This window comes from Stutzerimonas stutzeri, from assembly GCF_013522825.1.
Lineage (GTDB): Bacteria > Pseudomonadota > Gammaproteobacteria > Pseudomonadales > Pseudomonadaceae > Stutzerimonas > Stutzerimonas stutzeri_AK.
Window position 1 is genome coordinate 18,186 of the sequence record NZ_JAAMQZ010000006.1, and the last position, 12,565, is coordinate 30,750.

A 12,565-nucleotide genomic window follows, 5' to 3' on the forward strand; every position below is an offset into this window, starting at 1 on the left:
AAGCGTGAATTCCACGGCGCGCCTAGAGGTTGACATGGTGTTCCCCGCGCCAGCGGGGATGAAGCGGCTACCACGCCGCCGAGCGACACCGCCGCACCGTGTTCCCCGCGCCAGCGGGGATGAAGCGGTCGCGAACTGCAACTGACTGACGCTCTGGCGGTGTTCCCCGCGCCAGCGGGGATGAAGCGTATGCCACTACAGATTCAGCATCTGCCCATGGGTGTTCCCCGCGCCAGCGGGGATGAAGCGCGACCTACTTAGCCCGCAGGTGAGGTGGGGGGTGTTCCCCGCGCCAGCGGGGATGAAGCGCTGAGCGAAAAGGATCTGGCGTTAGCGATTGAGTGTTCCCCGCGCCAGCGGGGATGAAGCGTGTGAGATTCCATCCTCTACGCTGCCCTTCCAGTGTTCCCCGCGCCAGCGGGGATGAAGCGGCTCCAGCAGCCGCCATGTTTTGCGGTCGGGTGTGTTCCCCGCGCCAGCGGGGATGAAGCGATGAATCTGCCCGAGGGGTTCTTGCAGCGCCGGTGTTCCCCGCGCCAGCGGGGATGAAGCGCGTCTTTGCCCACTCGCTCAGAAACGCGACTAGTGTTCCCCGCGCCAGCGGGGATGAAGCGAGGCGCCCGTTCTAGTTGGAATGGATAACCCCGTGTTCCCCGCGCCAGCGGGGATGAAGCGATTACCGCTAGCCATTGCCCCAGTTATCTGGCGTGTTCCCCGCGCCAGCGGGGATGAAGCGTGGGCAACGACTGAGCTGGAGTGGAACATCTAGTGTTCCCCGCGCCAGCGGGGATGAAGCGAATCCCTTCAGCGCAGAGGATTACCTGCTGCCGTGTTCCCCGCGCCAGCGGGGATGAAGCGGCGTCGAGCTGGGCGGCTTCGCTGAGGGCCATGTGTTCCCCGCGCCAGCGGGGATGAAGCGGTGACTGAGTGGTTTAGCGAGTGCCGGCGCGAGTGTTCCCCGCGCCAGCGGGGATGAAGCGGGCTACACCAAACTCAGTCAGTCGATGCCAGCGTGTTCCCCGCGCCAGCGGGGATGAAGCGGGTAGCATTATAGTGATTGCAACTTGAGGCGAGTGTTCCCCGCGCCAGCGGGGATGAAGCGCCGTGCCCGGTATGCGATAGCCCGCTGGTTGAGTGTTCCCCGCGCCAGCGGGGATGAAGCGCCGCTGTGTTCATCCTGATCGCAATCGTCATCGTGTTCCCCGCGCCAGCGGGGATGAAGCGGTGTACCTGCACCCCGAGCTGAACAGCGTCGAGTGTTCCCCGCGCCAGCGGGGATGAAGCGCTGAAAACCCCGGCCGACCGCGCGGACTTCATGTGTTCCCCGCGCCAGCGGGGATGAAGCGCCCAGCCACGGCGCTGGGCTTTTTTTCGCCTGGTGTTCCCCGCGCCAGCGGGGATGAAGCGGCAAATCGGGAAAACTATCGGGGCGTGCTGGTGTGTTCCCCGCGCCAGCGGGGATGAAGCGCGAACGACCGCTGCGCTATGGGTTATCTATCCGTGTTCCCCGCGCCAGCGGGGATGAAGCGGCGGTGAGCCACAAATCATCGCAGCCTAGCGTGTGTTCCCCGCGCCAGCGGGGATGAAGCGAGAACTACAAGTACCGCAATGCCAATTCCAAGGTGTTCCCCGCGCCAGCGGGGATGAAGCGGTAACGCTGTTTTTGTGGAATGCCAGCCCGCCGTGTTCCCCGCGCCAGCGGGGATGAAGCGCCCGTAAAATCGGGGCAGGCAATCTCAGCGAAGTGTTCCCCGCGCCAGCGGGGATGAAGCGCATAGCCGCCGTCTGCCCAGCGTTGTAGATGCGTGTTCCCCGCGCCAGCGGGGATGAAGCGCCGATTCGCTACGTGTCTCAGGGGCTGACCCCGTGTTCCCCGCGCCAGCGGGGATGAAGCGTCGAATAACTGTTCCTCCAATCTGGAGTGGGTGTGTTCCCCGCGCCAGCGGGGATGAAGCGACTGGCTTACCGAGCATGGCATCGACTATGACGTGTTCCCCGCGCCAGCGGGGATGAAGCGATCGGTAATCGCACCTTCACCGTTGAGATGCGGTGTTCCCCGCGCCAGCGGGGATGAAGCGCGTTCTGCGCGATGCCTACTGCGTCGATGTACGTGTTCCCCGCGCCAGCGGGGATGAAGCGGGGCTGGTGACGCTCGACATCGGCTACAACGAGGTGTTCCCCGCGCCAGTGGGGATGAAGCGGCTTTCGAGCTGAACGAGAACCTGCTCCCGAAGGTGTTCCCCGCGTCAGCGGGGATGTGAATCGCAAATAAGAGTAAGGCAGGATGATATGAAAGCGCTCCCGCCGCTGCTGAATGCCCATTGCAGCACAGCTATAAAAACTCGAGCGAGCGCCGCCGCTACCCCTGTCATCAATGAACAGGCAAGATGACTCAAAGCTACGCAGTTCAGGAATATCTCTTGTGAATACCGATTCCCCTTGCTTTATCACCATGCCAACCGCCGAGGCGGCGGTTGATCGGCTGGCCGAGTTGCATCAGCAGGCGTCTGCGGCGCTGCATCAGGCGCTCAAGCGTTATGTGGCCACGCGCAGTGAGCCGAGTGCGGCGGAGCGTGCGTTGTTTCGCTATCCCGAATTACGTCTGACCTATGCCTGCCAGGGCGAGGTGCCGGCCTCTACGCGCGCTTATGCCAAGGTGCAGGCGCCGGGTGTCTACAGCGTGACCGTGACGCATCCGGCGGCGTTTCGCGGTTATCTGCTCGATCAGCTCAAGCCGCTGATTCAGGACTTCAACGTCAAGCTCGAAGTCGGCATGAGCGACCGCAACATTCCTTATCCCTACGTGATCGAGCAGGGCGACGAGCTGTCCGGCAGTGGCGTGACGGCAGCCGAGCTGGCGCGGGTTTTTCCCAGTACCGACCTGTCCGCGGCCTGCGATGACATCGCCGACGGTCTCTATGACTGGGAGCATGCCGACCCTTATCCGCTGGCGCTGTTCCATGCCGCCCGCGTGGACTTTTCCCTGCGCCGACTGGTGCATTACACCGGCAGCGATTGGCGCCATGTACAGCCGTGGATTCTGCTGACCAACTATCACCGCTATGTCGATCAGTTCATCCGCCACGGTCTCGATATGCTGCGCGACGATACCCGCTTCGTGCGCATGGTATTGCCGGGCAACGTGATCATCGAGCGCGGCATGGAGGAGGGCGAGGCGCAGGCGATCATCGCGGGCGTGCTCTGGCACCGTTACCAGATGCCGGCCTATCACCTGCATGCCGCCGATGGTGATGGTGTCACGCTGGTGAATATCGGAGTCGGTCCGTCCAACGCGAAGAACATCACCGACCATCTGGCCGTGCTGCGTCCGCATTGCTGGCTGATGATCGGCCACTGCGGTGGGCTGCGGCAGTCGCAGTCGATTGGCGACTATGTGCTGGCCCATGCCTATATGCGTCGCGATGGCATTCTCGACCGGGTGTTGCCGCCGCATATTCCGCTGCCGGCGCTGGCCGAGGTGCAGCAGGCGCTGCAGGAGGCCGCAGCACAGATCACCGGCGACAAGGGCGAGACGTTGAAGAAGCGTTTGCGCACCGGCACCGTGCTGACCTACGACGACCGCAACTGGGAGTTGCGCTGGGCTCAGGAGCGACCGCTGATCAATCTCTCGCGGGCCGTCGCGGTGGATATGGAAAGTGGCACCATCGCCGCTCAGGGCTACCGGCTGCGTGTGCCTTACGGCACCTTGCTGTGCGTTTCGGACAAGCCGCTACACAGTGAAATCAAGCTGCCCGGCTCGGCCAATGCCTTCTACGAGCGTGCCGTGACCCAGCACCTGAAGATCGGTATCGCCGCCTTGGATCTGCTGCGCAACCAGCTCAACTCGCTGCATTCGCGCAAGCTGCGTAGCTTCGACGAGCCGCCGTTCCGCTAGGGGACGTAGGGCCGAACGTGTTCGGCTTTTTGTATCTGTAGGGCCGAATGAATTCGGCCCTACAGGCTCTCGCCCGTATCGAGGCTGCGCACCATGTACACGGCGGGAATCCGGTAGCTGGCCAGGTTGCCGGCCTGTGGTGCTGCCAGTTGCTCGTGGGCCTTGTAGCCCAGGCGCGCCCAGAAGTTTTGCGAGTCCTGTACCGATACCAGTGCCGAGTAGCGCAGTTTCGTCGTCCCGGCCTGTTGCAGGTTGTGCCGTACCAGTGCCGGACCGATGCCGCGGCCAGCGGCGCGACCAGCTACGGCCAAGTCGTGAAGGTAGAGACAATCGGCTTCGGCATGGGGCTGGAAGTCGCCATCCAGCGGAGTCACCTGGCCCAGTCGGGACGGGTAGGCGAACAGGTAGGCGCAGACCCCTTGGGCATCTTCTGCAACCCAGGCCTGCTGCGGGCAGGCGGCAAGGCGGGTGCGCACCACCGCTTCCTCTTCATGCACCTCGGGTGCGTAGGATTCTTCCTGAATTGACATCACGGCAGGAATATCGCGCGCCTGCATCGCTCTCAACCTGCACATCGGACAACTCTCGAACGGCTCTGGGTCGGCAAGGCGACCCGCGAAGGCCGGCGATCATACGCGATTGGCAGGCTGCCGGGGTGATCGGGTTCAGGCTGATGACGAGCGGAAACGACAGGTCAGGTAACGATTGCTGAAACCGTAGCGCAGCATCGAGGCAAGCCGGCGCAACAGGTACAGCGGATGCCTGCGGTAGTACGCCAGCACCGCGTTGCCAACGCCTTCGGAGCGATGCTGCCTGGCTGCGCGGCGCTGGAACAGCCCCTTGAATTGCCACCACTGGATCTGTTCGAAGCGCTCCTGCGGCAGCAGCCCGTGGGGGCGGAACAGGGCGAAGAAGCTGCGCGTGCTGAAATCGTGCAGGTGATGCGGGTTGCCGTCCAGTGTCGGCGTGATGGGCACCGAGGCGATGATCTGGCCACCGTCGGCGAGCAGCGCGGCGCAGTTCTCGATCAGCTGGCGCGGGCGCGGCAGGTGCTCGATGGTTTCCAGGCTGACGATGCTGTGAAACCTTTCTGCACTGCTGAAGGTTTCGGCATCGGCACAGACATAGCTGAGGTTCGGTCGCTGGTAATGCGCCTTGGCAAAGGCGATGGCGACCGGGTCGATGTCCACACCGATCACCGTCTTGTCCGGATTCAGTTCCGCCAGGCGATCACTGCCGTAGCCACAGCCGCAGGCCATGTCCAGCACCCGCGTGCCGGTCAGCCGGGCGGCGGCGAAATCGTAGCGCTCCATGTGGATGCGCAGCGTCTCGCGGTCATCTTCATTATCGGCATCCAGCTGGGGCGGGTAGATGCGTTCGATGGTCAACGCAGGCGTGTGCATGGCGGAGGGTTCCTGAGCCGGGGCGGCGACTATAGCAGGCCGTTGAAAATGAGCTGCTGAATCAGCGTTTAAGCGTTGCCCGAGCAGTAGCTCGTCTGGCGACCCTGACGTAGCTGTCATTTACAGGCATAATGCTTAGCATGCTATCTAAGTTCGTGACTTTGCCTTGAACAACTCTCACAAGCCTCTGCTTGGCGTGCTGCTCATTCTGGGGGCGTGCCTGCTGCTGGCGACCCATGACGGATTGTCCAAGTACCTGACGCAGTTCTATCCGGTGCTGCTGATCGTCTGGGCGCGCTACCTGGCGCAAACCGTTCTCATGGCGGGCCTGTTCGCGCCACGCATGGGTCGCCGAGTGTTCCATACGCTGCGCCCCTGGCTGCAACTGGCGCGCGGGCTGAGCCTGGTGGGCATCAGCATCCTGTTTATCAGCGGGCTGAGTTACATCCCGCTGGCCGAAGCGACGGCGGTGATCTTTCTGACGCCGCTGCTGGTAACCATCGCCTCGGCCATGCTGGGCGAGCCTGTCAGCCGCAGCCAGTGGCTGGCGGTCGGCTGCGGATTGCTGGGCGTGCTGATCATCGTGCGCCCCGGTGGCGCGCTGTTCACCCCGGCGATCCTGCTGCCCTTTGGCGCTGCCGTGTGTTTCACCCTGTACCAGTTGCTGACGCGGCGGCTCAGCGGCACGGATCATCCGGTGACCAGCAACTTTCTCAGCAGCCTGGTGGGGACCCTGGTGATGAGCGCACTGGTGATGCTGGACTGGCGCACCCCGACCCTCCAGGACGCGGCGATGATGGCTGCGCTGGGCGCCATGGCCATGAGCGGCCACCTGCTGCTGACCCATGCATTCCGCTTTGCCAGCGCGGCGATGCTGGCGCCCTTCACCTATGCGCAGATCATTTTTGCCGGGGTGGTGGGCGTGATCCTGTTCGGCCATGCGCCTGACCTCGACGCGACGCTGGGTATGGCCGTCATCATCGCCAGCGGTCTTGGCATGGCCTGGGTTCAGGGCCGGCAGCCGCGTCCATGAACTGAAACGGAGCGGATGTATCGTCAGGCCACCGCGCAGCTTCCAATCCTTTATCGAACAAGGGCGATTCGACCCTTGCGTGCGCTTTATTCAGGTAGAAAACACATGCAACGAATTTCTCATCACACCTTGCGCAGCGATTTCCGCCGGCTTCTGGCTTCGGACAGCTGTTATCACACCGCCTCGGTATTCGATCCGATGTCGGCGCGTATCGCCGCCGATCTTGAATTCGAAGTGGGTATTCTCGGCGGTTCGATCGCCTCGCTGCAGGTGCTGGCCGCGCCTGACTTCGCGCTGATCACCCTCAGCGAGTTCGTCGAGCAGGCTACCCGCATCGGTCGTGTCTCGCGCCTGCCGATCATTGCCGATGCCGACCATGGCTACGGCAACGCGCTCAATGTGATGCGCACGGTGACCGAGCTGGAGCGCGCCGGCATTGCCGCGCTGACCATCGAGGACACCCTGCTGCCGGCCAAGTTCGGGCGCAAGTCCACCGATCTGATCGGCATGTTCGAGGCCGTCGGCAAGATCCGCGCGGCGCTGGAGGCGCGGGTCGATCCCGAGATGTGCATCATCGCCCGTACCAACGCCGGGGTGATCGGGCTCGAAGAGGTGATCGCGCGGGCCCAGGCTTACGAGCAGGCCGGCGCCGATGCGATCTGCCTGGTCGGCATCGAGGATTTCGAGCAGCTCGAACAGGTCGCGGCCAAGCTCAGCGTGCCGCTGATGCTGGTCACCTACGGCAACCCGAACCTGCGCGACAACGCCCGCCTGGCAGCGCTGGGCGTGCGCATCGTGGTCAACGGTCACGCGGCCTACTTCGCGGCGATCAAGGCGACCTACGACTGCCTGCGCGAGCAGCGCCAGATCGATGCCTCGGATCTCAACGCCTCGCAACTGTCGGTCAAATACTCGACTGCCGAGGAATACATGGTCTGGGCCGAGGACTATATGCAGGTCAAGGAATAAGCGACCTGTCGGGTTACGCCTTCGAAACCCGGATTACGCCTTCGGCTAATCCAGGCTACAGTCCTCGGCAGCTGTGTAGGTCGGATTAGCCGAAGGCGTAATCCGACGATCCGAAGCTAACCCAACGATCCGAAGCGTAATCCGGCGCCCGGCAGGCTTGCGACCCCCGGCAGCAGCTTCTAGCATGGCCGGCCTTCACTGGAACGACTCGTCATGGCCCGTCCACCCCGTTTTCGCCTATCCCGTCCAGGCGCGCGGCCACAGCGCCGGCAGGCCAGCGCTGCGCCTGCCGAACCGCGTCTGCTGCTGCTGAACAAGCCCTTCGACGTGCTGACCCAGTTCAACGATGCCGAGGGCCGCACCACCCTGAAAGCCTTTGTGCCGGTGCCGGGCGTCTATCCGGCGGGACGGCTGGACCGCGACAGCGAAGGCCTGTTGCTGCTGACCAACGACGGCCAGTTGCAGGCACGTATCGCCGATCCGAAACACAAGCTGGCCAAGACCTACTGGGTGCAGGTGGAAGGCGAGGCGCGCGAGGAACAGTTGCAGCGTCTGCGCGAGGGCGTCGAACTCAACGACGGAATCACTCTGCCCGCCGAAGCCAGATTGCTGGCCGAGCCCGAGCTGTGGCCGCGCAACCCGCCGGTGCGCTTTCGCAAGAGTGTGCCCACCAGCTGGCTGGAACTGGTGATTCGCGAGGGCCGCAATCGCCAGGTCAGGCGCATGACCGCCGCGGTCGGGCTGCCGACGCTGCGGCTGGTGCGGGTGCGTATCGGCGACTGGACGCTGGAGGGGCTGCAGCCGGGGGAGTGGAAGGACGTGCCAGCGAATCCATGAGGCGCCGGCCCCATGCTGGAGTCAGTGCGGAATGCCCTGCGTCACTTCGATGACATAGCCAATGATCGGCTTGGCCAGGAAGGCGAACAGGCACAGACCCAGCCCGAGGAAGAGGATGGCCGTACCGAGACGACCGGCTTTCGACTTTTTCGCCAGGTCCCAGATGATGAAGGCCATGAAGGCCATCAGTCCGCCGACCAGGATGATCATCATCCATTTTTCAAAAACAGCTGGATCCATTGAATTCTCCGCATGGCTAAATCAGAAATTCAGACGACAACAGCTATGGCAGCGGCGGGAAACATAGTGAGGCGAGCGAGTCGCTCTTGTTGAAGGGTGCGCGCGGGGCATAGCAAGGCGGCAGCGAGTATACGCCAGTATCGCCGCCACGATTCGCGCAGCGGCAATGGGTCTCAGCTGCGCAGATGCCCCAGCGGCAGTTCGGTGCTGGAGGAGACCTGGCGCAGCACGAAGCTGGAGCGCACGCTGGAAACGCCCTCGATACGCGTGAGGGTGCCGAGCAGGAAGGCCTGGTAGTGATCCATGTCCGGCACCACCACCTTGAGTTGGTAATCGGCGTCCATTCCGGTGACCAGGCTGCATTCGAGCACCTCGGGGCACTTGCCGATCACCTCTTCGAAATGCTCGAAACGCTCGGGTGTATGCCGGTCCATACCGATCAGCACATAGGCGGTCAGGGTCAGGCCGAGTTGCTTGCGGTCAAGCAGGGCTACCTGGCGCGCGATATAGCCGTCGTCCTCGAGCTGCTTGACCCGCCGCGAGCAGGGTGAGGGCGACAGGCCGATGCGCTCGGCCAGTTCCTGGTTGGAAATGCGTGCGTCGTGCTGCAGTTCGGCCAGAATGCGCAGGTCATAGCGGTCAAGTTTGCTCATGTTTGAGGTCTGTTGCTTGTGAGTTGCTGATGATTTTGTATTTCATTGTTTTTGTTGCGCAACTCTGCGGTATTTGGGCAATGTTAGCAAACATTTTTCAGCTGGCATGCGTAAGCTTTACCTCAACTTCCGCTCCCGGCAGCAAGAGATGAGACCAACCCGTCTCTACCTCATCGCTGACCTTACCCAGCTCAGCGATCCGGGGCCGCAGCGCTCACAAGGTGTCTGTTCGAAGAAGCCGCTACCCGCAGCCAGCCAGACGAGAAAAGGCCATGTTCACGCATGGCCTTTTTCGTTTTTACGGGGCCTGAAAGGCGCGGTGCGCGCAGCCGTGCAATCCCGCTGGCCGCTGTGTAGGCTAGCCGCTGATCGGTGCCTGTCGCGCCGGATTCAGGAGTGGTTGTCTCGTGCCGATTGCCTTCAGAACGCTGCTGCGGCTGTTGCTTGCCCTGTTTCTGCTGGCGTTGCTGCTCTGGCTCTGGCGACCTTGGCAGGGGCCGTTGCTGACCGGCTACCAGCTCGAAGAGCGACCGCTGGTGCAACGCGTAGTGGCCAGTGGCGAGGTCTCCAGCAAATCCCTGGCACGCATCGGCAGTGAACTCACCGGGGTGGTCAAGACGCGCCATGTGCGCGAGGGCGAGCGCGTCGCCGCAACCGATCTGCTGATCGAGCTGCACGATGACGAACAGCAGGCCCGGCTGCGCGAAGCCGAGGCCGCGCTGCGCCAGTTGCTCGACTCCAGCCGGCCACAGGCCGAGGCGCAACTGCGCGATGCGCAGAGCCGGCTGCAACAGGCCAGCCGCGAGCGCGAGCGACGCGAATCCCTCCAGGCGCGCGGGCTGCTCTCCGCCGAGGCGCTGGAGCAGGCGCGCCAGACGGAAACCAGCGCCCGCGTCAGCCGTGACCGTGCGCGCCTGCAACGTGATGCGCTGGCCGAGAGCGGTAGCGAGGAGCAGCAATTGCGTCAGCGCCTGACCCAGGCGCAGGTCGCTCTGGCGCGTACACGCATTCATGCCGCGCATGCCGGCACCGTGCAGACCCGTAACGTCGAGCCCGGCGATCTGGTACGCCCCGGCGATGTGCTGTTGGAAATTGCCCGCGATGACAGCCGCGAGATCCTCCTGCCGCTGGATGAAAAGAACCTTGGCGCGGTCGGCCTCGGCCAGCCGGCCTGGGTGATTCCAGACGCCTGGCCCGAGCGCGTGCTCAAGGCGCGGGTCAGCTACCTGGCGCCGGCGGTCAACCCGGCCCAGGGGACCCTGGATGTGCATCTGGAGCTGCTCGACGAGGCGGATTTCCTCCGTCAGGGTATGAGCGTCTCGGTAAACATCGAGACCGCGCGACTGGAGCGCGGGCTGGTTATCGGCAACGATGCCCTGCTGGCCCGTGACGGCGGCCAGGCCCAGGTGCTGCGCCTGGTCGCCGACGATACGGTGAAACGGGTCCCGGTGCGCCTGGGCCTGCGCAGCGATGGCCTGAGCGAAGTGCGCGAGGGCCTGGCGGCGGGTGAGCGGGTGCTGAATGTCGCCGCCGAACCCGGCCAGAGGGTGCGTTTCAAGGCGCTGCCACTGCCGGGCGCGGAATAGCTCATGCGCTGGCTGGATGCGCTCTGGCTCGAATGGAAGATCGCCCTGGCGTTCCTCCTCGACAACCGCCTGCAGACCCTGCTGATCATGGTCGGCATCGCCGTCGGCTCGGCGGTGATCGTCTTTATCACCGCGCTGATCACCGGCCTGCAGGCCAACGTCATCGAGCGCACTCTGGGCACCCAGGCGCACCTGAAGATCGAGATGCCCGATGAGGTGAACCGCGTGCTGCCGGCGCCGGACAACGCCGTTGCCCTGGTGCTGCACAGCCCGCGTGCCCAGCGCCTGCGCTCGCTGAGCAACTGGCAGGCGCTGCGTGACCTGCTCGATGGCCAACCGCAGGTGCAGGCGGTGTCGCCGCTGGCCAGCGGCCCGGCCATCGCCCGTAGCGGTCTGGCGCGGGCCTCGGTGGCACTGATGGGCATCGAGCCGGAGCGCTACCTGAGTATTGTGCCGGTGGCCCGTGATCTCGTGTCCGGGCGCTTCGTGGTCGAGGGCGACCAGGTGGCCATCGGCAACGAGCTGGCCAAGGACCTGGGGCTGAGTATCGGCGACAAGCTGCGCCTGGACGGCGGTCAGGGACGCGAGCGGGTCATGCGGGTGGCCGGCATCTTCGAGCTGGGGGTGCGCGAGCTGGACGCACGCTATGTCTATCTCGACCTGCGCCAGGCACAGATCCTCCTCGATCTGCCCGGCGGAGTCACCCAGATCGACCTCACCGTCGATGACATCTTCGCCGCCGATGGCATCGCCGAGCGTCTGGCGCGCCTCACCGGCATGCAGGCGGAAAGCTGGATGGCCACCAACGGCCAGCTGCTCAACGCGCTGCGCTCGCAAAGCATGACCACCGAGATGATCCGCGTATTCGTCGGGCTTTCCGTGGCCTTTGGTATTGCCAGCGTGCTGGCTGTCAGCGTGGTGCAGCGCACCCGCGAGATCGGCATCCTGCGCGCCATGGGCAGCCCGCGTCGGCAGGTGATGCGCGTGTTTCTGCTGCAGGGTGGGCTGCTGGGGCTGGTCGGCTCGGCTCTCGGCGGGCTGGTGGGGTGGGGGCTGGTAATGGTGTTCAACCTGATGGGGCCGGGGCTGTTCTTCGTCCAGGTGCCCACCGGGCTGGTGCTCTCGGCGATGGGCGTGGCGACCCTCACCGGTGTCTTGGCGGCGGTGGCGCCGGCGCGGCGCGCGGCCCGCTACGATCCGGCGGTGGCTATCCGTTATGTCTGATTCGCATGATGTGCTGCGCCTGGAAGGGCTGCGCAAGGTCTACAACCCCGGCACACCGCAGGAGCAGGAGGTGTTGCGCGGCATCGACATGTGCCTGTCGTGCGGAGAGCTGGCCGCGCTGATCGGCCCCAGCGGCTCGGGCAAGAGCACCCTCTTGAACGTCATCGGTCTGCTGGACTTGCCCAGCGCCGGCGAGCTGTACCTGCAAGGCCAGCCGACCCGTAGCCTAGGCGACGAAGCCCGCACCCGCCTGCGCAACGAGGCCATCGGCTTCGTGTTCCAGTTTCATCACTTGATCTCCGCCTTCAGCGTGCTCGACAACGTATTGATGCCCCTGATGATCCGCCACGGCAAGCCGGGCGCCGAGGACGTGCGCCAGGCCGAGCGACTGCTGGCCCAGGTGGGGTTGGAAGGTTTCGCCGGCAAACGCGCCGGCCAACTGTCCGGTGGCCAGCAACAGCGCGTGGCCATCGCCCGCGCCCTGGTGACCCGCCCGGCGCTGCTGCTGGCCGACGAGCCCACCGGCAACCTGGACACACGCACGGCGGAACAGGTCTTCGAGCTGTTCCGCGAGATCAACCGCGAATTCGGCTGTGCGGTGCTGGTGGTGACTCACGATCCACGCCTTTCGGCCAGCTGCCGGCGCAGTATCGAGCTGGTGGATGGGAGGATCGTGCGGGATACGGGAGCGGACTGAACCCTGGGACGGTGGGTTACAGGCTTGT

Annotated in this window: 11 protein-coding genes and 1 CRISPR repeat array (1 of these 12 running past the window's edge); of the genes, 7 read left to right on the forward strand and 4 right to left on the reverse strand. The window is 64.4% G+C overall.

Annotated features, from left to right (window positions below):
- Positions 1-2,201: direct repeats of the CRISPR family, unit length 29 nt; unit sequence GTGTTCCCCGCGCCAGCGGGGATGAAGCG (it extends 940 nt beyond the left edge of the window).
- Positions 2,202-2,452: 251 nt separating this feature from the next.
- The gene (amn, locus tag G7020_RS05530; RefSeq protein WP_181083060.1) at positions 2,453-3,895 is read left to right on the forward strand and encodes an AMP nucleosidase; all 1,443 of its coding nucleotides are present in this window, start codon (positions 2,453-2,455) and stop codon (positions 3,893-3,895) included.
- A gap of 59 nt (positions 3,896-3,954) precedes the next feature.
- On the opposite strand, the gene G7020_RS05535 is transcribed toward amn, so the two are convergent.
- A complete protein-coding gene (locus tag G7020_RS05535; protein ID WP_181082939.1) occupies positions 3,955-4,452 on the reverse strand; it encodes a GNAT family N-acetyltransferase in 498 nt (165 codons plus the stop codon).
- 108 nt (positions 4,453-4,560) lie between these two features.
- Positions 4,561-5,298 (reverse strand): class I SAM-dependent methyltransferase, encoded by a 738-nt coding sequence (locus tag G7020_RS05540; protein WP_181082940.1) that lies wholly within the window; start codon positions 5,296-5,298, stop codon positions 4,561-4,563.
- Positions 5,299-5,464: 166 nt separating this feature from the next.
- On the opposite strand from G7020_RS05540, the gene G7020_RS05545 reads away from it, so the two are divergent.
- From G7020_RS05545 to G7020_RS05555, 3 genes are all read left to right on the forward strand, one after another.
- Positions 5,465-6,331, forward strand: a complete 867-nt coding sequence (locus G7020_RS05545) for a DMT family transporter (RefSeq protein WP_181082941.1) — start codon at positions 5,465-5,467, stop codon at positions 6,329-6,331.
- Between the two features lie 105 nt (positions 6,332-6,436).
- Entirely contained in the window at positions 6,437-7,300 is an 864-nt protein-coding gene (locus G7020_RS05550) for an isocitrate lyase/PEP mutase family protein (protein WP_181082942.1), read from the forward strand.
- 213 nt (positions 7,301-7,513) lie between these two features.
- Positions 7,514-8,137, forward strand: coding sequence for a pseudouridine synthase (locus G7020_RS05555; protein WP_258189253.1), 624 nt, complete (start codon positions 7,514-7,516; stop codon positions 8,135-8,137).
- Positions 8,138-8,158: 21 nt separating this feature from the next.
- Here the strand turns inward: G7020_RS05555 and G7020_RS05560 are convergent, their stop codons facing one another.
- Positions 8,159-8,377, reverse strand: coding sequence for a DUF2788 domain-containing protein (locus G7020_RS05560; protein WP_181082943.1), 219 nt, complete (start codon positions 8,375-8,377; stop codon positions 8,159-8,161).
- 173 nt (positions 8,378-8,550) lie between these two features.
- Positions 8,551-9,030, reverse strand: coding sequence for an Lrp/AsnC family transcriptional regulator (locus G7020_RS05565; RefSeq protein WP_181082944.1), 480 nt, complete (start codon positions 9,028-9,030; stop codon positions 8,551-8,553).
- 407 nt (positions 9,031-9,437) lie between these two features.
- Between G7020_RS05565 and G7020_RS05570 the strand changes: the two genes are divergently transcribed.
- The 3 genes from G7020_RS05570 to G7020_RS05580 are packed head-to-tail and all read left to right on the forward strand — an operon-like array spanning position 9,438 to position 12,537.
- On the forward strand, positions 9,438-10,616 hold the full coding sequence (locus G7020_RS05570; protein ID WP_181082945.1) for an efflux RND transporter periplasmic adaptor subunit: 1,179 nt from the start codon (positions 9,438-9,440) through the stop codon (positions 10,614-10,616).
- A 3-nt stretch (positions 10,617-10,619) separates the two neighbouring features.
- A complete protein-coding gene (locus G7020_RS05575; RefSeq protein WP_181082946.1) occupies positions 10,620-11,840 on the forward strand; it encodes an ABC transporter permease in 1,221 nt (406 codons plus the stop codon).
- Positions 11,833-12,537: an ABC transporter ATP-binding protein gene (locus tag G7020_RS05580; protein ID WP_181082947.1), complete on the forward strand. Its 705-nt coding sequence runs from the start codon at positions 11,833-11,835 to the stop codon at positions 12,535-12,537. Before G7020_RS05575 ends, G7020_RS05580 begins: the two co-directional genes overlap by 8 nt.
- The last annotated feature ends 28 nt before the right edge of the window (positions 12,538-12,565 follow it).

Coding starts and splice junctions, on each gene's coding strand:
- G7020_RS05540 (WP_181082940.1), bottom strand. CDS start 5,298: ATGCACACGCCTGCGTTGACCATCGAACGCATCTACCCGCCCCAGCTG.
- G7020_RS05550 (WP_181082942.1), top strand. CDS start 6,437: ATGCAACGAATTTCTCATCACACCTTGCGCAGCGATTTCCGCCGGCTT.
- G7020_RS05575 (WP_181082946.1), top strand. CDS start 10,620: ATGCGCTGGCTGGATGCGCTCTGGCTCGAATGGAAGATCGCCCTGGCG.
- G7020_RS05565 (WP_181082944.1), bottom strand. CDS start 9,030: ATGAGCAAACTTGACCGCTATGACCTGCGCATTCTGGCCGAACTGCAG.
- G7020_RS05555 (WP_258189253.1), top strand. CDS start 7,514: ATGGCCCGTCCACCCCGTTTTCGCCTATCCCGTCCAGGCGCGCGGCCA.
- amn (WP_181083060.1), top strand. CDS start 2,453: ATGCCAACCGCCGAGGCGGCGGTTGATCGGCTGGCCGAGTTGCATCAG.
- G7020_RS05535 (WP_181082939.1), bottom strand. CDS start 4,452: ATGCAGGCGCGCGATATTCCTGCCGTGATGTCAATTCAGGAAGAATCC.
- G7020_RS05580 (WP_181082947.1), top strand. CDS start 11,833: ATGTCTGATTCGCATGATGTGCTGCGCCTGGAAGGGCTGCGCAAGGTC.
- G7020_RS05560 (WP_181082943.1), bottom strand. CDS start 8,377: ATGGATCCAGCTGTTTTTGAAAAATGGATGATGATCATCCTGGTCGGC.